Genomic DNA, 18,958 nt, shown 5'->3' with positions numbered 1-18,958 from the left:
CTCCTGTAGTCATCGGGTGGCCCGGCTTCTGGCGATCAGCAATGCGTCCGTGACCGTTTGGATGCCGAGCTCGATCCGGAACCCGTTGTGCCTGCCGGCGCGGGCACCGACGAAGGCGACCTCGCCCGCACGGCGGGCGGTCTCGTCCGTCAATCGAGTGCCGATCAGCGCCTGCTCCGCGGCCGGGACGCGCCATGGGCGGGTCGCCACCCCACCGAGGGCGATGCGGCATTCCTGCACGGTCTCTCGGCGGCTGACGGTGAGCCCGACCGCCGCCGATGCCAGGGCGAACGCGTAGGACTCGCGATCGCGAATCTTGTGGTACGTCGACGCGCGGCCGGCCTCGGTCTTCGGGACACGAATGCTCAGGATGATCTCGTCGGGAGCCAAGGTGTGTTCACGCTGCGGCGTGCTGCCCGGCTCGAGGTGCAGGTCGGCCAAGGCGATCGTGCGCTGTCCGTTGGGGCCGACCACGTCCACCTGTGCGTCGAAGGCCAGCAGGGCGACGGCCCAGTCGCCGGGGTACGTCGCGATGCAGGAGGCGCTACCCCCGAACAGCGCGTGACCTCGGTCGATACCGTCCTGCGCGGCGCAACCGCTGCCCGGTTCTCGTTTGTTACAAGGGAATGCGGCGCCCACCGCGGAAGTAGCTGCACCGGGTGCGCTGCAGCAGGTTGCCGCCGACCGTGGCCATATTGCGCAGCTGCTGAGACGCCGCCCGCCACAACGACTCGGACAGTGCCTGGTAGTCGCGCCGGATCACCGGGTGGTCGGCGACGTCGGCCATCCGGGCTCCGGCGCCGAAACTGATCTCCGAGCCGGTGGTGCGGATCCGGTGGAGTTCCGGGATCCTGCTGATGTCGACGACCGACTGCGGGCTCTCGATTCGCAGCTTCATCAGGTCGTAGAGATTGGTGCCCCCAGCAATCACTTTGCTGCCCGGACCGCCGTCGACCAGAGCCTCGACGGCCTGGTCGACCGTGCGGGGAGCTGTATAGCTGAACGATCGCATCAGTCCGCCTCCTATCGCCGAGCGGCTTGGCGGATCGCGGCCACGATGCCGCCGTACGCACCGCACCGGCACAGGTTGCCGCTCATGTACTCGCGGATCTCGGCGTCGTCGCGGGCATGGCCCTCGCGGATGCAGGCGATCCCGGCCATCACCTGTCCCGGCGTGCAGTAGCCGCACTGCAGCGCGTCATGGTCGATGAAGGCCTGCTGCAGCGGATCCAGCTCACCGTCGGGGCCGCCGACACCTTCGATGGTCGTCACCGACCGGCCGTCCACCTTGACCACCGGGGTGAGACAGGAGACCACCCGGCGGCCATCGAGGTGGACTGTGCACGCGCCGCACTGGCCGTGATCGCAGCCCTTCTTCGTACCGGTCAGGGCCAGCCGCTCTCGCAGGACGTCGAGCAGAGACTCCCGCGAGTCCACGGAGAGCCGAGTCGGGCGTCCATTCACTGTGAAGGCTACGTCTGTGGCCGCGGTTGATCGGGCGTTGTCCATGCGGCAACGCTACGAATCTCCACCAGTCCCCGCATTCGTGAGATTGCTGCCGTCGCCCGTGGATTGCGGTGGATCAGTTCACGCCCGCCGACGACGGCTCTGTCGATAGGCCGAGGGCGACATTCCCGTCTCCCGGGCGAAGGCCGTGGACAGATGGGCCGGACTGCTGAACCCGCACAGGTGCGCCACCTCACTGACGGAGGCGTCTCCCTGCTCGAGGTGCCGGCGCGCGGCGTCCACCCGCAGGGAGGTGAGGTAACGGCGCGGGGTCTGCCCGGTCGCCGACTTGAACACCCGGAGGAAGTGGTAGACGCTCAACCAGACTTCGTCGGCGATATCCCTCAGCGTCAATGGCGCGTGCAAGTTGTCCCGCATGATGTCGATCGCCTTGCGGACCCGGGCATCCTCGTACCGCGGTGACGCGACCTGTGGCATTCCGCCGTACCGGGTCAGCAGATGCACCGCGAGGAACTCGGCGGCACCTTCGGCGTACAGGTCGTCGCTGCCCTCGGCTGCCACCTTGGCCAACTGCAGGAGGATCTGTTCGACGACCGGGTCAGCGACCGCCAGCGCGTCCGCCTGACGCGAGCCGATGCCGTCGCGGTCCCACAGTTCGAGGCCGACCCGCTGCATAAGGCTGCCCGGCAGGTAGAGGTGCAGGGTCCGTTGGCCGACCTCCGAGCGCCATCTCAGCAGCGTCGGCCGACCTGGTGCGGTCAGCCCGATCTGACCAGGCGTGTAACGGGCTCCTCGCCACCTGCCGTTCGTCTGGGACTCGACCCAGGTATCGCCCGCAGTGACCAGCACCAGATGCTGCTCACCTATCGGCGGCAGGTAATAGTCCTCCACGATCAAAGCGGCCTCATGGAGCTGCAGCAGCAGCGACCGCCAAGACGTATCGGTCCAGCTGCAGAAGGTCTGACGCGAGTTTCCCGCATGATCGAGATCCAGAGCCTGATACACCGCAACCACCTTTCGTCGGCCGATCACGAACCAGGCGGTGCGCCGGCGGCTCGATCGAGGAGCTCGTCCAGGAGCGCGCGCTCGCCCGCGCTGTACAGGCCTCCGACCTGGTCCAGTACGGCCTTGAGGCCGACCGCTCGTGCCGAAAGGTTCGGCGGACTCGTTGGCGAGGCAGCGGTGATCGCGGCGATGACGGCTTCTCGCAGCCGGCCGGACAGGGCGGGGTCGCGATCCTCGGGGGGAATACCGATGAGGTTCAGGGTGAGGCCTACACCGGCGGAGTGCACCATGGCGACGGCAGTCTCCACGCTGACAACCAGTCGGCCGTCGACGGCGATGCGTTCGACCAGCAGGCGAAGGCGATCGAGCGATTGCGTTGCGGCGCGGCTTGGTGATCCCGGAGCGGGATGACCGTACATGAGCAGGTAGTGGGCCGGATTCTCCAGCCCGAACCCGACATGGGTGTCCCAGCCTCGGCGCAGGTCTTGAACGGGATCCGCGGTGAGCGCTTGGCTGTGCTTCTGCGCGAGGTACCGCGCGAACCCGTCTGCCGCGACTGCCTCGAGTAGCCCACTCATGTCCGTGAAGAGGCGGTAGAGCGTGGGAGCCTGCACGCCGGCCGCTGTGCTGACTGCTCGCGTGGTCACCGACTCCCGGCCGCCGTCGCGAAGCAGCGTGGTCGCGGCGTCGACGATGCGCCCGCGGATCTCTTCCCGCTCACCCATGAATCGATGATAACAGGAATCCGTTATCACCGATCTTGGCAGGCTCCGTCTGTTCGCCCGGCACGTTGTATCGCCATCGCATGACAGAGCGGCTCTAGCGCGGCCGTTCGTGTACTACGGGGTGAACAGCTTCCAGCGGCCCTCGGAGATGACCTCGACGGTGCCATCGGCCACTTTGATGGCGGTTTGGTCGTCGATCGCGTACGTCGGCGCAGGAATCCGTGCCGCCCACTTCTCTGCGTTGGCCAAGGAAGCGTCGGGGTGGTGCGGGTGCTCCAGGTGCGGGATCACCGCGAAGTCAACGAGTCCGGCTCCCTGTCCCGTGACCAGGGTCCTGTCGACGTCACCTTGGGGCGTGGCAAAGACAACGTCCTCCGATTTCAGCGGCTCGGCGTTCCCGCGGGGTGGTTCGCGGTAGGTCTCGACGAAGGTGGAGGTAGCAGCCATGCTCCCGGCGCTCACCCCCACGTAGACCGCCTCGGAGCGCAGCGTCGGCAGGAGATCGGTCAAACCGGAGCGCCGCATCCAGTTGGCGAGAAACAGGGGGTCGCCGCCCCCCACCAGCAGTGCGTCGGCGTCTCGGACCGTCGGCACCCAAGCAGCCTCCTCGATGCTCGGCAGCACCGACAACTCCAGGATCCCCAACGACTTCCACCCGAGCTCACACATCGGCGATGGAGCTTTGCCGCTGATCGCCCGCCACGCCATGCCGGGCCCGCCGGGGAAGGGATAGAGGGCGGTGGGGATGAAGAGGGCGTTGGACTCGGCGATCGGTTTGCCCAGCAGCTCAACCAGCGCGTCGTGGATGCTCGCGTTCTCGATGCCAATGGAAGTGAGAAGAAGCCTCATGTCACCTTTCCTTGGTTGTCCACGAGTACGCCGCCAAGCCCGTTCTCAGGCGTTACGGCTGTGCTCGCATTCTGTCAGTAAGTGGTGGAGCGGTATTTCTCCCAAATTTCTGGGAGAGCCGGCCCGAAAGGGTGCGTAGACAACACGAAGGCCCGAAAGCAGATTGCGATGTCTGCCTAGGCCTTGGTGGTGGTTCGCCGCCCGGGTCTCGAACGCAGAGCTGTGCTTTCAGCCGTCGGCCCAGGTGGCGAGCCGGCTCGCCAGGTCGGCCACCTGCTGCCGCAGATCGGCCGGCTCCTCGATCACGAACGGCCGGTCCAGGCCGGCGAGCAGCGCGGGCACCCAGTCGAGCCGCTCGGCTCGGAGTTGGACCCGCACCTGCACCGGGTCGGCGTCGAGTGGGGTGACGAGGGCGAGGCCGAGCGGGAGCCGACGCTGCACGTCATCCGCCGTGCCGTGCACGCGTACCGAGACTGTGTGTGTCCACGGGGCGGTCGCCAGTGACTCCAGCACGGCGCGGGCCGGATCGTTGCCTGGGGCCTCTTCTGTGGTGGCCGTCAGCAACGATGCTGAGGTGATCCGGTCCAGCCGGAAGGTGCGGTCGGCAGTGGCGACGTACCAGTGCCCGGCATGCCCGACCACGCCGTACGGCGCGATCGTGCGGGTGCTGCGCTGTCCGCGGCGGTCGGTGTAGGCGATCTCGACCATCAGCCGGTCCCGCGCGGCCTCGGCGATGGTGAGCAGGACGCCGGTGTCGGTGGGCGCGGCGGATCGCTGTGGAGCTGTGAACGACGAGGTGGTGAGCAACGCGCCGAGCCGGTCTGCCAGCCGGGCGGGGAGGACCCGCAGGAGTTTCGCCAGCGCACTCTCCGACGCGGTGGACTCCGGCACCAGCCCGGCCCGCCGGCCGACCACGAGCCCGATCGCCACCGCGACCGCTTCGTCGTCGGTGAGCATCAGCGGCGGCATCCGGTAGCCCGGCGCGAGCCGGTAGCCGCCGTACCGGCCGCGGACTGAGCTGACCGGAATGTCCAGGTCGACCAGGTGTTCGGCGTATCGCCGGACGGTCCGCTCGTCGACGCCGAGCCGGTCGGCCAGGTCCGCGACGCGACGGGTGCCGCCGCCTTGGAGCAACTCCAGCAGCGCCAGCACCCGTGAGGTCGGCCTCGTCATGATCTCCAGAATCTCACGGATACCGGGCGGATGTTGTCCGGTATTGACTATAGCGTCGGGAACGACATCGATTCCAAAGAGAGTTGGAGACCCTGATGACGATCTTCGCTTCCGTCCGCGTCGTGACGGACGACATCGACCGGCTGACCACCTTCTACGAACACGTCACCGGCCTGACTGCGAGCCGACCCGCCCCGGTGTTCGCCGAGGTGCGGACCACCGCGGGCACTCTCGCGATCTCCAGCAGCCAGACGACGAAGCCGCTGTACGGCGCGGAGATCGCCCGCCCGGCTGACAACCACACGGTGTTCCTGGAGTTCCTGGTTCCGGACGTCGACGCCGAGTTCGCCCGGCTGCGCGATCTGGAGTTCGTCCAGGAGCCGACCACGATGCCGTGGGGCAACCGGTCGTTGCTGCTCCGCGACCCGGACGGCAACCTGGTCAACCTGTTCACTCCGGTCACCCCGGAGGCCGCCGCCCGTGTCGCCGAGCACGGTAGCTGACGCAAGTGTCAAACTATTGACGATGGTGTAAGTATTGCTTACGTTGGTGTTCTCACGGTCGAGGAAGCGAGGACACCATGGCTTATGTCATCGGGGTGGATGTCGGCGGGACGTTCACGGACGCGGTGCTGGACGACGACGCCGGCACGATCGTCGCGGCGAAGGCGCCGTCGACGCCGCCGGACTACTCCCGGGGAGTCATGGACGCGCTCGCCGGGCTGGCCGAGCAGCTCGACCAGCCGGTGGGGGAGATGCTGGCCCGGACGCATCACATCGCGCACGGAACGACCTCGTCGCTGAACGCGCTGGTGATGGGCAACGTGCCGCCGGTCGGTTTCCTCACCACGGTCGGGCACCGCGACTCGATCTTCATCATGAACGTCGAGGGCCGCTACCTCGGCTCGGCCCCGGACGAGCTGCAGAACGTCCTCGGCCAGAGCAAGAACCACGGCCTGATCCCCAAGCGGCACGCGCTCGAGGTGGTCGAGCGGATCGACCGCGACGGCAACGTCGTGGTACCCCTCGACGAGGACTCGGTGCGTGCCGCGGTGCGCGGCCTGCTCGATGAGGGGATCCGCTCGATCGCGGTGTCGTTGCTGTGGTCGTTCAAGAACCCGGTGCACGAGCAGCGGATCCGCGAGCTCATCCACGAACTCGACGCCGACGTGTTCGTGGCGCTGTCGTCGGAGGTCAGTCCGCGGATCCGCGAGTTCGCCCGGTCGGCGACGACGATCATGAGCTCGCAGATCGGTCCAGGCCTGCGTGACTACCTCGGTGCGCTCGAGGGGCGGCTAGGCGAGCAGGGCCTGACGGGTCCACTGCTGGTGATGCAGAGCAATGGCGGCGCGATCGCCGCGAGCGAGGCTCCCTCCACCGCCATCAGCACGGTCGGCTCGGTGCTCACCGGCGGCGTCGTCGGGGCCGTGTCGCTGGGACGACAGCTTGCCCATCGCAACATCATCACCACCGACGTGGGCGGTACGACGTTCCTGGTCGGCCTGGTCGTGGACGGCGAGCCAGTCCGGGCCAGCACCACGATCATCAACCACCATCCCGTCAACGTGCCCACGCTCGAGGTGCACGCCATCGGTTCGGGCGGCGGCGCCATCGCGTGGATCGACCCGGGCGGCAACCTCCAGGTCGGCCCGCGCAGCGCCCAGTCGGTCCCTGGTCCGGCCTGCTACGACGCGGGCGGCACCGAGCCCACCAACACGGACGCGAACCTGGTACTCGGCATCCTCCCGGAGTCCGGCCTGCTGGGCGGTCGCAAGGCGTTGAGCGTCGAGGCGGCCCGACGCGCGATCCGGGACAGGATCGCCGGTCCGCTCGGTCTGTCGGTCGAGGATGCCGCGGCAGCGATCTACGCGATCCAGAACGCTCAGACCGGCGACCTGCTGCGCAAGACGGTGGTCGGGGCCGGCCACGATCCGCGCTCGTTCGTGCTCTACGCCTTCGGTGGGGCCGGCCCGGCATACTGCGCGTCGTATGCCGCCGAGGTCGGCGTCCGCGAGGTCGTCGTACCGCTCGGTCCGGTGGCCTCGGCGTTTTCGGCGTACGGTCTGGCGTCCTCGGACGTCGTGCTGGCGGTGGAGCTTTCCGACCCCGGGCCGATGCCGTTCGACCCGGAACGGGCCGAGGGCAACTTCTCCGCGCTCGAGGAGCGGGTGCGGGCGGCGCTGGATCGTCAGGGGCTGAGTTTCGACCGGATCGAGTGCGTGCGGTCGCTGGATCTGCGTTACACCGCCCAACTCGCCGAGGTGTCGGTCGAGGTCCCGAACGGGCCGCTCGACGCGACCGCGATGGCCGACACGGTCTCGGCGTTCGAGAAGCGGTACGCCGAGTTGTACGGCGCGGGCACGGGCTTCGGCGCGGCCGGGATCCAGGCGATCACCTTTCGCGTCCGCGGCACGGGCGTGCTGCCGTTCTCCCCGGCCCTGCCGAAACTCGCCGACGCGGACGGACCGGATCCGTCGGCGGCTTCGCACTCGGTCAGGAAGGTCTGCCTCGACGCCCGGACCGGGTACGTCGACACGCCGATCTACGACTACCGCGCCCTGCGGGCGGGCCACGTCATCACCGGTCCCGCCGTCATCGAGGTGCCCACCACCACCGTTGTCGTACCGCCCGGGATGAGCGGCGTCGTCGACCACCTCGGCAACCTCACGATCGACACCCAGCGGAAGCAGAGGTCCTGAAATGTCGCTGCAGATCCCCGGTTCGGAGTACTTCTCCAGCCGCCCGATCGACCCTACGGCGCTGGCGTCCGGGCTGCCCGGATCCCTTCCGGTGCACAGCGTCACCCAGGAGCAGATCGACGACCTGGACCCGCTCACGTACGAAGTGATCCGGCACCGCCTCTGGTCCGTCACGGAGGAGATGGGGGAGGCGCTGAAACGGATGTCGGGGTCCCCGATCGTCACCGACGCGAACGACTTCGACTTCGCCATCTGCGACGAGGTCGGCCAGGAGGTCCAGGTCGGCCTCTACAACACGATGCTGGTCGGCGCCGTCGACCTGGCGATCTACTGGACCCTGCGGAACCGGGCCGCCAACCCAGGCATCCGCGAGGGCGACATGTTCCTCTGCAACGACCCGTGGGTCGGCGGCGGCCTGCACCAGAGCGACGTGATCGTGTTCCAGCCGGTCTTCCACGAGGGCAGGCTCTTCGCCTGGACCAGCGCGATCTGCCATGAGCCGGATCTGGGTGGCGTCGGGCTGGGCTCGTTCTCGCCGGCCGCGGAGGATGTCTTCGCCGAGGCGCTGCCCACCCCGCCGATCAAGGTGGTGCGCGACTTCGAACTTCAGGACGACGTCGCCGACGCCTGGGTACGGCGTTCCCGGGTGCCGATGCTGGTCAGCCTCGACCTGCGCGCCAAGATCGGCTCGAACTCCGTCGGCCGCAAACGTCTCCTCGAGGTCATCGAGCAGTACGGCGCGGACACCGTGAAGGCGGTGATGAAGCGGATGATGGCCGACGCCGAGGGCCGGTTGCGGCGCAAGCTGACCGGGCTCCCCGACGGCACCTGGCGGGCGACCGGCTACCAGGACCAGTCCCACGAGGGCGATCGCGGCGTGCACAAGATCACCGTCGCGATGACCAAGGCCGGGAACCACCTGACCTTCGACTTCCACGGCACCGACCCGCAGACCGGGGTGATCAACTGCACCTATGCGGGGATGCGCGGTGGTGTGATGCTCGCGCTGCTCCCGATCCTCGCCCACGACATCCCCTGGTCGGCCGGGGGCCTGATGCGCTGCTTCGACCTGGTCGCCGAGGAAGGCACCATCAACAACGCCACCTTCCCCGCGGCCGTCAGCCGTGGCCCGATCGGTCCGGCCTGGCTGACCGGCACGCTGGTCGCGGAATGCCTGTCGCAGTTGCTCGACCAGTCCGTCGACCTGGGCAAGAGCGTCCAGGCCGCGTGTTGTGGCACCTGGGACACAGCGGTGGTGGCCGGGCTCGACGAGCGCGGCGAGGTCCCGATGCCCTTCCTGAACGTGATGATGGAGCCGATGGCCGGTGGTTTCGGCGCCCGGCCGCAGGCGGACGGCATGGATACCGGCGGTCTGTTCTGCATCCCGATGGGGCGGATCCCGGACGTCGAGATGACGGAGTTCCTCTATCCGCTGCTCACCTTGTGGCGCCGGGAGGAGCCGGACTCGGGTGGCCCCGGGCGCCAGCGCGGTGGCGTCAGCGCTTCCGTCGCGGTGACCCTCTACGGCTCCGACAGCCCGGCAGGCCTGGTGCTCGCCTCGGCCGGCAAGGCGGTGTCGCAGAACAACGGCCTCGCGGGTGGTTATCCCGGCAACACCGGCCTCGATGCTGTTGCCCGTGGCGCCGATGTCCACTCGTTGCTCAACCAGGGCAGGGTTCCCCAGTCCTTGGACAACCTCGGCGAGAACGTTGAAATCGGCAACTGCTACGCGCAGTCCTATCTCGCCCCGGGGGAGGTGCTGTACCTGAGCTGGCAGGGCGGCGGCGGGTACGGCGATCCCCTGCACCGCGATCCGGCGGCCGTCGCCGAGGACGTGCGCGAGCAGAAGGTCTCGCCGGAGGCAGCGGCCCAGGTGTATGGCGTGGTCCTCCACGACGGCCTGGCCGACGGTGAGGAGACCGCGGTGGCTCGCGCGCGAATGCGCGAGCAACGTCGACACCGTTCAGTCAGCCCGCAAGGCGATCAGGCATCCCGGATCGACCTGGATCGCGCGCGGCGGCTGGACGACAACCTCGTCGTGGCCGGCAGCGCGGTCGGGTGTGCGCATTGCGGCCATCAGTTGGCCGACCTCACCACGAGTATGCGGCTTCGGTTGGCGATGTTCGAGGGAGCCTCGACCGACGCAGGCCCACAGATCACCTCCGACCCCACGACGTACGTCGATGACGAGGTTGTTTTCCGGCAGTTGTGCTGTCCGGGTTGCTGGACGGCCGTGTACTCCGCGGTGGTGCCCAGAGGCCACGCCGACCACGTGTCGGACCTCGGCCGCTTCGCGCTCGCGGGCGGGCTGCGGTGAGGCTTCAGTCGGTGGACGTGCTGGGAGGAGGGCCGGGCGGCCTGTACGCCGCCCGGCTTCTCAAGCTCAGACACCCCGAATGCCGGGTGCGGGTCTTCGAGCAGTCGGAGCCAGCCGCCACGTTCGGGTTCGGCGTCGGCCTGGCCACCCGCACCCAGCGGAACCTCGACGCGGCGGACCCGGAGACGTTCGCGGCGATCGTTGCCGGTTCCTGGCCGCACGAGTTGTCGATGTCGGTCGGGGGACGGCAGGTGATCCTTGCCGTCGACAACCTTTTCGCGATCGGCCGGTCGACCCTGCTGGACATCCTGCGCCGGCACGCGGCCGCGGCCGGCGTCGAGTTCAGGTACGGCGTACGCGTCGGCGCTGACGACCTCGACGCCGATCTGGTCATCGCGGCCGACGGCGTCAGCAGCGGCACCCGCGAGGCGCGTGCGGAGGTCTTCGGCGCACGCGTCGACGTTCATCGAGGTCTGTACCTGTGGGCCGGGACCGATGTCGCCCTGCCGAGGGCGGTGTTCACGCCGGTGCGGACGGAGTACGGCAGCTTTGTCGCCCATGCCTACCCGTACGCGAGCGACCGGAGTACATTCCTGATCGAGACCGACGAGGAGACCTGGCGCCGGGCCGGCTTCGACGTCAGTACCGAGCGGTTGCCCTTCGACGCGGACGACGAGCATTCGCTGGCCTACCTGAGCGATGCCTTCAGCGAGCATCTCCAGGGGCATCGGCTGATCGGGAACCGGACCCGCTGGCTGCGGTTCCGCACCGTCAGTTGCGACCGCTGGCACGACGGCAACCTCGTCCTCCTCGGCGACGCGGCGCACACCGCGCACTACTCGATCGGGTCCGGCACCAAGCTGGCGATGGAGGGCGGTATCGCTTTGGACGCGGCGATCGCGGCGGCAGGCGACCTCGAGGAGGCGCTGGTCCGGTACGAGCAAGGACGCCGCCCGGCCGTGGAGCATCTCCAGGAGACCGCGACCCGCAGCATGAACTGGTGGGACTCGTTCCCGACCCGGCTCGACCTGCCGGTGGAACAGCTCCTGGTCTCCTACATGACCCGGGCCGGCAAGGTCTCTGTCGATCGCTTCGCGTCCTCGGCGCCCGACGTTGTCCGTACCGCGCTCGCCCGGTATGCAGGCTGCGGTGAATCGCAGGTCGACGTCAGTGCCCTGACCGATTGGGCGTTGCGGCAGCCGCTGACCAGGGCTGGACACCGGTTCGGGTCACGGCGGGTGCAGGCCGCGGACATCCCTGGTCTTCGCCCGGTGGAGGTGCGTCTGACGGACCCCTGGGGGTCGGATGCCGACGCCCTGGTCAAGGGGGTAGCGGATGCCGTCGGCAATGATCAGGCCTGGTCCGGCGTCCTCCTCAGCGCAGCCCCCGAGTCAGGTTCAGTGCTGACCATGTTCGACGTCGCGGAGCGGATCCGGCGGGAGGTCGGTGCACTCGTGGTCGCGCAACTCGACGCAGGTGACACCGAGCTCGCCGTCGCGGCCTTGGTCAGCGAACGGGTCGACCTCGTCGAGCTGACGGAGCGAGCCGCATGATCACTCACGAACTCATGCCGCCTTACCAGCCGGAACTCGCCGAGCGCTACCGGGCCGACGGGCTTTGGGGCGACAGTTCCATCGCCCGCGAGTTCAGCGCGGTCGCGGCGCGGCACCCGGGCGGCCTCGCTGTCGTCGCCGAGCAGGGCAGCCTGACCTACGCGGAGCTCGACGAGCGGACCGACCGGATCGGTGCGGGTCTGCTCGAACTAGGTCTCCGGCCAGGCGACCGGGTGATCTTCCAGGTCACCAACCGGCTGGAGACCGTCGTCGCCTGGTACGCCTGCCTCAAGGCCGGGCTGGTCCCCGTCGCGACGCTGGCTGCTCACCGTGCGCATGAGATCGGCGAGATCAGTCGGCTTTGTCAGGCGGCGGCTCATCTCGTCGAGGCCGGTCTGACGTTCGATCTGGTCGCCTTCGCGCGCGACATCGCCGCCAATCACCCGAGTCTGCGGCAGGTGATCACCATCGGCACGGAGCCGTCCGCGGACACAGTCGCGCTCGAGACCCTCGGTTCCGGGCTGGACGCCGAAGCGATTCGGTCCCGCATCGACGACGCGCAGAGCGCGGTCGGGCCTGACGACCTGGCGGCTCTCCAACTCTCCGGCGGCACGACGGGGGTGCCCAAGCTGATCCCGCGGCGGCACGCGGAGTACTGGTACAACGCCGCCGCCTATGCGCGGCGCCTCGGATGGACGACGGCGACCAAGGTGGGCCACCTGATCCCGGTCATCCACAATGCCGGCGTCACCTGCGCGATCCACGCCGCCCACAGCTGTGGCGCGACCCTGGTGCTCGGTACGCCGGATGCCGCCGCCTCGGTGGGTCTGTTGTCGCGCGCCGGCGTCGACGCCGCGCTGATCGGACACGGGCACTTCGGCGCTCTCCTGCGGACGGGCTTCCTCGACCGGCTTCCAGCTCTGCGTCAGGTGCTGCTGTCCGGGACCAAGATCCCCGAACCCTTGTTCGACGAGCTCGAACGGCGGGGGATCTGGTCGGGACAGCTGTTCGGCATGGGCGAGGGGCTGTTCGTCATGAGCCGGCTCGACGACCCGCGGGAGGCACGGCTGCGCACCGTCGGTACTGCGCTCAGTGAGCTCGACGAGATCCGCATCCTGCTCCCGGGCACCGAGGCGGAAGCGCCGTACGGCGAGATCGGTGAGCTGTGCTGTCGTGGCCCGTACACGATCCCGGGCTACTACGCGGCCGCTGAACGCAACGCACTCGCCTTCACCTCCGAGGGGTTCTACCGCACCGGCGACCTGGCTCGGTGGGAGAGCTACGAGGGCCGGCCGCAACTGCTGATCGAGGGGCGGATCAAGGACGTGATCAACCGTGGCGGCGAGAAGATCAACGCCGGGGAGATCGAACTGCTGCTCCTGAGTCATCCGGCCATCGACCAGGCCGCGGTCGTCGCCATGCCGGATCCTCGGCTCGGCGAACGGTCCTGCGCGTACGTCGTGGCCGGCGCACCGGTCGATCTTCCGCTGGTCCGGCACTACCTGGATTCGCTGGGCGTCGCGAAGTTCAAGTGGCCGGAGCGGGTCGAGCAGGTGGGTGAGCTGCCCCGGACGAACGTCGGCAAGGTCGACAAGGCGCTGCTGCGCGATCGAGTCGCCGCGGTGTTGGGAGCCGGTACCGGCTCCCTGGACGGTTAGAGTCTGCGCATGACTTCGACCCGGCAGCCGCGTAAGAAGGCCGTCGACGCCGACGGGCCGGAACGCGGCCGGAGCAATACCCGCCGTGACCTGGTGGAGAGTCAGATCATCGCCGAGGCGACCAGGTTGTTCGCCGAGCGGGGGTTCGCCGGGACCAGCCTGAAGGACATCGCGGACGCCACCGGTCTGACCCGGCCGGCGCTCTACCACTACGTCAAGAACAAGGACGAGATCCTCGCCAAGCTGGTCAGTGAGCTCGCCGAGGGCCCGGCCCGCGCGCTGCGCGCGATCCGCCGGCAGAGCGAGCTCGGCGCCGCCGAGAAGCTTCGGCGGATCGCCCACGCCATCGCGCTGCAGCAGGCGACCGAACCGGCGAAGTTCCAGCTGCTGATCCGCTCCGAGGCGGACCTGCCGGAGGAACTGGTCGGCCCGTACGACACGAGCCGCCGCGAGGTTCTCAGCGAGATCGTGGCGGTCATCGAGGCCGGCGTCGAGTCCGGCGAGTTCCGCCCGGTTGACGCCCGCGTCGCCGCACTGGCCATCATCGGCCAGTGCAACTGGGTCGCCTGGTGGCATCGTCCGGGAACCCCCGAGGACAATGCCCGGGTCGCCGGCACCATCGCCGACCTCGCGGTCGCATCCGTCGCCTCCTCCGACGCCGCCGAAGTAGAAGCCGACCCGCGCATCCGAGCCCTCGAACGCCTCAAACAAGACGTCCGCCACCTCGAACGCCTCCTCGCCACCGAGGATTGATCGGCGTACCGCAGCGTCGCCGCGGGCTACCGGCGGTCAGCCGCGAAGGCAGGGCCGGTCAGGGGTGATTTGCCAGCCAGGTGGCGATCTTGGCCGCGGCCAACGACGTTCCGCTCGGCCGGCCCGCTGTGATCGGTCCGCCGAAGTGTGTGCCCGGTACGGCGTCGACGGTGAGTTCGGGTGCTCCGAGGGCGCTGCGCATCCGCGCGATGTCGGCGGGGAAGCACGCCTGGTCGCCGGTGAACTCGAGCAGCAGGGTCGGGATGGTCACGCCTGGCGCGCAGCGGATGAAGTCGGCGTTCGTCGACAGGGCCGACCAGGTCGAGAGCCACGCCTCGGCAGTCGACAACCGGCCGAAGCCGACCAGGCCGTAGTTCGTCAGGTCGGGGCGGCGCCCGAACAACGAGCCGTACGGCCGCTCGCTGGGGTCCAGCGACAGATCGACCGTGCGCAGGTCGGCATCGGTGCGGAAGACGGTGAGCAGCCTGGGCGCGATCGCTCGTCGTCGGTCTCCGTCCTCGCCGTGGGACTTGAAGGCGCGATTCGCCTCCCGCGCATCCGCCACCCATTGCCGGGCCTGCTCGTCGAGGCGCCGTACCCGGGCTTCCTGAGCGACCCGGTACCGGGTGATGAACGCATCGTCGTAGCTGCTCGACTGAGGAGCGGCTCGGAACCCGTTGGCGGGGTTGAACGCGTCGAGGTCGTGATCCAGCGAGAGCGGGTCGGACTCGTTCACCACGGACGGGTCGATCAGCCGCCGCAGCAGCGCACCCTGACCGGGATGGGGCGCCAGGAAGATACAGCCGTCGGGCATCGGCATCTCGGTATCGGCCAGCGGAACCGGCCGCCCCGACGGTGTCGCACGCAGACGCGCACCAGGGGCGAGGCCGGCCTGCTGGCAGTAGAACGCGACCAGCGTGCCGCCACCGGAGTGGCCGAGCGTGTAGACCTTGGTGAAGCCGGTCTCGCGCAGGAGGACCTGACCGGCGGCGAAGTCGATGATCGCCTGCTCATGCAGGAGATTCAGGTCGTTGTTCGGCGACCGTGAGCCCTGGGTCCAGACGGCGTACCCCATCGTGAGCAGGTAGGGCACCAGCGGGTGGTGAGTGACATCCTGCCGAGGGTGCATGAGCGTGACGACCGCCTTCGCCCCGCGCGGAGTTCGCAGTACGCCGGTCGCTGTGGCGCCGTCGGCGGTACCCAGTTCATGCACACTCGTCGTGACGCCTGCGGGAGCTTCGATCGTCGGAGAAAGACGGCCGGACCCGAGCCGCGTCGCCGTCTCCGTCATCGCGGATCCACCCGCAGCGCGTCCTTGTCCCACTGGACGATCCGGCCGCCGGCGAGTCCGGCGACACAGCTGTACCAGACGGCATGGCGGCACCCGGTGGCGCGACGGTCGATGACGATCGAGCGATCGGACGCGATCACGAAGTACGGGCCGAGCTTGTCCACCAGGACGCCGTCGGCCTGCCCGGCGACCTTGGCGACCGGGGTGTTCTCCGGTACGTCGAGGACGAACAGCCGGTTCATGCGTGCACCGGGCCTTCGGGAGCACTCTGCCAGGTCGGGGCCCGTTCCACGATCAGTTCGGCCTTGCGGGTCAGCAGATCGTCCATCGTGTGTCCCTCGCGCCGCACGATGTCGACCAGCGCGTCGATGGTGAGGTTGGCGTCCAGGTCCTCCTGCGGCGTGACCGGTCGGAGGGCCCGGGTGACCTCGACCATGTAGCCGTTCGGGTCGTGGGTGTAGATGGACTCGATCGTCTCGTGCTGGATCTGCATCTCGACCGGCCATTCACTCGTGTCGAGCCGGCGGCGGTACTCCAGCAGGGCGTCCTCGGAGTCGACGTGGATCGCGAGATGCCGCGACCTGACGAACCAGTCCGGCGTACCGGCCTCGAAACGTGCGTAGACATCGCCCTTGGCGGCGGGCGGCGGCTGGACCAGACCGAAGTAGTAGAAGAACGCGATCCGGTCGTCGTTGCCGATGTCGAAGAAGAAGTGGATGAAGTCCGGGTGGTCGTCCGGTCCCCAGCCGGCGGCGCAGATCGAGTGCACCACCGGGAAACCGAGGACGTCACGGTAGAAGCGGACGGTTCCGGCCGGGTCGTAGGTGGGGAAGGCGGCGTGGTCGACACCGCGGGCCAAGTGGCGGCCGGCGAGCTCGTTCATCGGGTCAGTCCTCCTGACGGCTGGGGTGCATCGCGACGCAGCAACGAACCTGCGCCGCGAAGTTCGAGGGACAGGCCCGCGGACCGCAGGATGCTGTAGGCACCGGCGCTCGCTGCCGAGACCACCGGAAGCCCGAACTCCTGTTCGGCCAGGTCGATCAGCGGCAGGGACGGCATCTGTACACAGGCCGAGATGACGAGGGCATCCGCGCGGCCGAGCTCCAGCGAGCGTGCCGCGGCCATCACCCGCGCGCCGGGGATGCAGCCGACCTCGCGGTTGTCCTCGACCTCGAGCGCGCGCCAGTCGACCACCTCGAAGCCCTCCGCCTCGAGGTACGCCACGACCTTCTCGGCCAGCGGTTTCAGGTACGGCGTGACGATCGCGATCCGCTGGGCCGGGATCGCCCGGAGACCCTCCACCAGCGCGCCCGCGCTCGATCGGACCTTGGCCTGGGACCCGCCGGTGGCGAGCTGCTCGGCGATCAGACCCTCGACCCGCTGGTGCTCTCCTGGACCGACGGACATCAGCGCCACGAGACACCCGTAGAGGATCACGTCCGGATCCGCGTCCCCGAGCTCCAGCACGCAACGCTCCCGCTGCGCGTTCATCGCGGCGAGCTGCTCGGGCGACACCCTGGCCATCCGCATCCGGCTGCCGTGGAAGGAGAACGTGGCCGACGGATGCCGGCCCAGAATGGCCGGTAACTCGGTCTCGACAGTGACATTCGAACTGGGCACCACCAGCCCGACGCGTACCTGATCCATGCGAATCCTCTCGTCTCCCTCCTAGGATTCGACGGTAGCGACAAAAAGTCAACACATGTGTCAAATATGACTCAGGGGGCCGCGGTCTCGCAGGTACTTGGTGTGAAGGCGAGTTCCGCGAACCGCGTCCCCATCAGGGCGTGGGTTTCGGTACTCGGATGGAGCCCGTCGGGGAGCGGGAAGGCATCAGCATCGGCTTCGCCGTACAGGGATCGGCCGTCGAGATAGTGCAGGTTCGCGTCGTCGGCCCGTGCCTCGACGATCTCCTGGAGTGCGGTACGGATGACCCGCAAGGTCAGCCGGCCGTGGGCGGTGTCTCCTGGTTGTCCCGTCGCCATGAACTGGACCGCGTCGGTGCCGAGCGTGGTCGGATCGAACGCGCCCGGACCGGAGGTGTTCTCGTGAACTGCGCAGAAGATCGGCGAGATGAGCAGCAGTGGGGTAGTGGGATGGCCGTCGCGGATGGTGTCGAGGAAGCCATGGATCGCGGGCACGAAGCTGCGAAGCCGCATCGCGTCCAGGTTCACGACGTTGATGCCGAGCTTCACGCTGATGAGGTCCGCGGGGGTGTCGCGCAGGACCCGCGCCATGAACGGATCCACCAGCGCGCTGCCGCCGAAGCCGAGGTTGTGCAACCGTACGCCGGCGCGCCGGGCGGCGACTACCGGCCAGATGCCGGTGGGGCTGCTTGCGTTCGAGCCCTGACTGATCGAACTGCCGTGGTGCAGCCACACAGGTCCGGATTGAGGAGCGGGCCGCACTGGTGCGTCGGAATGGAGGGCGATCAGGTCGACCTGTTCGTTGTGGGGAAGCCAGATCTCGATCGTCTTCTCCCCGGTGGGAAGTTCCGCCACGGTGACGTGGTCGGACTTGCCCGGCGCGAACGTACTCGTGCCGGTCGCCAGATCCAGTTCGACGCTGTCCCCCTCAGTCAGGGTGTGGGAGGCCTGGACACAGCCATCGACAACCACATCGAGCGCGCCGCGGGGACGTTTCAGGCCCCGGTAGGTGATGCGGGTGGCGTGGACCTCCAGGCTGAGGTTTCGAGCAGTCGTCACGACTACGACCCGCACACCGGACGGCTGCGCCTCCATGAGTTGGAGCTGCGAATCAGCGAATCGTTCGCGGACGAGTCGCGGAAGCCGGTGGGGACGCGTTCCACGGTCGGTCGGTTCGAGTTCGATCGCGCCGTGGAGGAGTTCCGCCGTGAGCGGCGTGGTGATCATGATCTCTCTTTCGTACGAAGTCTTTCGCGGTCGTGCCAGTGGGCAAGAACGAAGTGCAGGGCGTCGATCAGTTCGTGCCAGGACTGCTCGGCCCTCGGGGTGCTGTGCGCGAAGCTCCCGATTCGCTCGAGGTTGAGGAACCCGTTGAGCGCGCTCCCGACGATTCGGGTGGCGTGCGTACGGTCCTCGCCGCTGATCCCGTAGCCGAGCAGGACCGCATCGGTGACTCGCACGATGCGGCGCGCGGCCGGTGCGGCGACCGCGTCGGCCCCCGCATGCCGCTGCAACGATTCCCATCGACCGGGGTGCTCCTCGACATAGCCGCGATGCGCGGCTCCGAACCCGACCAGCGCGTCGTATCCGGATCGCCCGGCGATGGCGTCCCCGATCCGTTCCGCGAGTTCGTCCAGTGCGAGCACGGTGATCCCGTCCCGTAGCGCTGCCAGGTCTCGGACGTGCGTGTACAGGCTGGGGGTTCGTACCCCGAACGATCGGGCGATCGCGGCCAGGGTCACCGAGTCGAAGCCGCTCGTGTCGGCGACTTCGGCTCCGCGTGCGATCACCGCGGTCCGGGTGAGCTGGGGTCTGTCCATACC

The 18,958-nt window shown here is 68.6% G+C and carries 19 protein-coding genes; 6 read left to right on the top strand and 13 right to left on the bottom strand.

Annotated elements, in window-relative coordinates:
• Positions 1-9: 9 nt before the first annotated feature.
• The 7 genes from ABD255_RS42745 to ABD255_RS42715 all read right to left on the bottom strand — a co-directional run bounded on the left by ABD255_RS42745 (position 10) and on the right by ABD255_RS42715 (position 5,219).
• Positions 10-639 carry an FAD binding domain-containing protein gene (locus ABD255_RS42745; protein WP_344222607.1) on the bottom strand — a complete coding sequence of 210 codons (630 nt, stop codon included), beginning with the start codon at positions 637-639 and terminating at the stop codon, positions 10-12.
• A complete protein-coding gene (locus ABD255_RS42740; protein ID WP_344222606.1) occupies positions 617-1,012 on the bottom strand; it encodes an FAD binding domain-containing protein in 396 nt (131 codons plus the stop codon). Before ABD255_RS42740 ends, ABD255_RS42745 begins: the two co-directional genes overlap by 23 nt.
• A gap of 11 nt (positions 1,013-1,023) precedes the next feature.
• Positions 1,024-1,509: a (2Fe-2S)-binding protein gene (locus tag ABD255_RS42735; RefSeq protein WP_344222605.1), complete on the bottom strand. Its 486-nt coding sequence runs from the start codon at positions 1,507-1,509 to the stop codon at positions 1,024-1,026.
• A gap of 78 nt (positions 1,510-1,587) precedes the next feature.
• Positions 1,588-2,472 carry an AraC family transcriptional regulator gene (locus tag ABD255_RS42730; protein ID WP_344222604.1) on the bottom strand — a complete coding sequence of 295 codons (885 nt, stop codon included), beginning with the start codon at positions 2,470-2,472 and terminating at the stop codon, positions 1,588-1,590.
• Between the two features lie 23 nt (positions 2,473-2,495).
• Positions 2,496-3,197, bottom strand: coding sequence for a TetR/AcrR family transcriptional regulator (locus ABD255_RS42725; RefSeq protein WP_344222603.1), 702 nt, complete (start codon positions 3,195-3,197; stop codon positions 2,496-2,498).
• A 114-nt stretch (positions 3,198-3,311) separates the two neighbouring features.
• Positions 3,312-4,046, bottom strand: coding sequence for a Type 1 glutamine amidotransferase-like domain-containing protein (locus ABD255_RS42720; RefSeq protein WP_344222602.1), 735 nt, complete (start codon positions 4,044-4,046; stop codon positions 3,312-3,314).
• Between the two features lie 228 nt (positions 4,047-4,274).
• Positions 4,275-5,219 carry a helix-turn-helix transcriptional regulator gene (locus tag ABD255_RS42715; protein WP_344222601.1) on the bottom strand — a complete coding sequence of 315 codons (945 nt, stop codon included), beginning with the start codon at positions 5,217-5,219 and terminating at the stop codon, positions 4,275-4,277.
• A 95-nt stretch (positions 5,220-5,314) separates the two neighbouring features.
• On the opposite strand from ABD255_RS42715, the gene ABD255_RS42710 reads away from it, so the two are divergent.
• The 6 genes from ABD255_RS42710 to ABD255_RS42685 all read left to right on the top strand — a co-directional run bounded on the left by ABD255_RS42710 (position 5,315) and on the right by ABD255_RS42685 (position 14,198).
• The gene (locus ABD255_RS42710) at positions 5,315-5,722 is read left to right on the top strand and encodes a VOC family protein (protein ID WP_344222600.1); all 408 of its coding nucleotides are present in this window, start codon (positions 5,315-5,317) and stop codon (positions 5,720-5,722) included.
• Between the two features lie 77 nt (positions 5,723-5,799).
• A complete protein-coding gene (locus tag ABD255_RS42705; RefSeq protein ID WP_344222599.1) occupies positions 5,800-7,917 on the top strand; it encodes a hydantoinase/oxoprolinase family protein in 2,118 nt (705 codons plus the stop codon).
• Between the two features lies 1 nt (position 7,918).
• Positions 7,919-10,234 (top strand): hydantoinase B/oxoprolinase family protein, encoded by a 2,316-nt coding sequence (locus tag ABD255_RS42700; protein ID WP_344222598.1) that lies wholly within the window; start codon positions 7,919-7,921, stop codon positions 10,232-10,234.
• 11 nt (positions 10,235-10,245) lie between these two features.
• On the top strand, positions 10,246-11,787 hold the full coding sequence (locus ABD255_RS42695) for an FAD-dependent monooxygenase (protein ID WP_344222597.1): 1,542 nt from the start codon (positions 10,246-10,248) through the stop codon (positions 11,785-11,787).
• Positions 11,784-13,445, top strand: a complete 1,662-nt coding sequence (locus tag ABD255_RS42690) for a (2,3-dihydroxybenzoyl)adenylate synthase (protein ID WP_344222595.1) — start codon at positions 11,784-11,786, stop codon at positions 13,443-13,445. Before ABD255_RS42695 ends, ABD255_RS42690 begins: the two co-directional genes overlap by 4 nt.
• 9 nt (positions 13,446-13,454) lie before the next feature.
• Complete coding sequence (locus ABD255_RS42685; protein WP_344222594.1) at positions 13,455-14,198, top strand: TetR-type transcription factor C-terminal domain-containing protein; 744 nt, start codon at positions 13,455-13,457, stop codon at positions 14,196-14,198.
• A gap of 58 nt (positions 14,199-14,256) precedes the next feature.
• Here ABD255_RS42685 and ABD255_RS42680 read toward each other — a convergent pair whose 3' ends face one another.
• From ABD255_RS42680 to ABD255_RS42655, 6 genes are all read right to left on the bottom strand, one after another.
• Positions 14,257-15,489: an alpha/beta fold hydrolase gene (locus tag ABD255_RS42680; RefSeq protein WP_344222593.1), complete on the bottom strand. Its 1,233-nt coding sequence runs from the start codon at positions 15,487-15,489 to the stop codon at positions 14,257-14,259.
• Entirely contained in the window at positions 15,486-15,731 is a 246-nt protein-coding gene (locus ABD255_RS42675) for a hypothetical protein (protein ID WP_344222592.1), read from the bottom strand. The genes ABD255_RS42680 and ABD255_RS42675 overlap by 4 nt, the downstream gene beginning before the upstream one ends.
• Entirely contained in the window at positions 15,728-16,372 is a 645-nt protein-coding gene (locus tag ABD255_RS42670) for a VOC family protein (protein ID WP_344222591.1), read from the bottom strand. The genes ABD255_RS42675 and ABD255_RS42670 overlap by 4 nt, the downstream gene beginning before the upstream one ends.
• On the bottom strand, positions 16,369-17,136 hold the full coding sequence (locus ABD255_RS42665) for a maleate cis-trans isomerase family protein (protein ID WP_344222590.1): 768 nt from the start codon (positions 17,134-17,136) through the stop codon (positions 16,369-16,371). The genes ABD255_RS42670 and ABD255_RS42665 overlap by 4 nt, the downstream gene beginning before the upstream one ends.
• A 71-nt stretch (positions 17,137-17,207) precedes the next feature.
• Positions 17,208-18,362: a GDSL-type esterase/lipase family protein gene (locus ABD255_RS42660; protein ID WP_344222589.1), complete on the bottom strand. Its 1,155-nt coding sequence runs from the start codon at positions 18,360-18,362 to the stop codon at positions 17,208-17,210.
• Positions 18,359-18,955, bottom strand: a complete 597-nt coding sequence (locus ABD255_RS42655; protein ID WP_344222588.1) for a TetR/AcrR family transcriptional regulator — start codon at positions 18,953-18,955, stop codon at positions 18,359-18,361. The genes ABD255_RS42660 and ABD255_RS42655 overlap by 4 nt, the downstream gene beginning before the upstream one ends.
• Positions 18,956-18,958 lie beyond the last annotated feature (3 nt).

The sequence above is a fragment of the Kribbella sancticallisti genome (assembly GCF_039530625.1).
GTDB lineage: Bacteria > Actinomycetota > Actinomycetes > Propionibacteriales > Kribbellaceae > Kribbella > Kribbella sancticallisti.
Note: the sequence above shows the minus strand (reverse complement) of the source record. Positions and strands in the feature narration are given on the sequence as shown.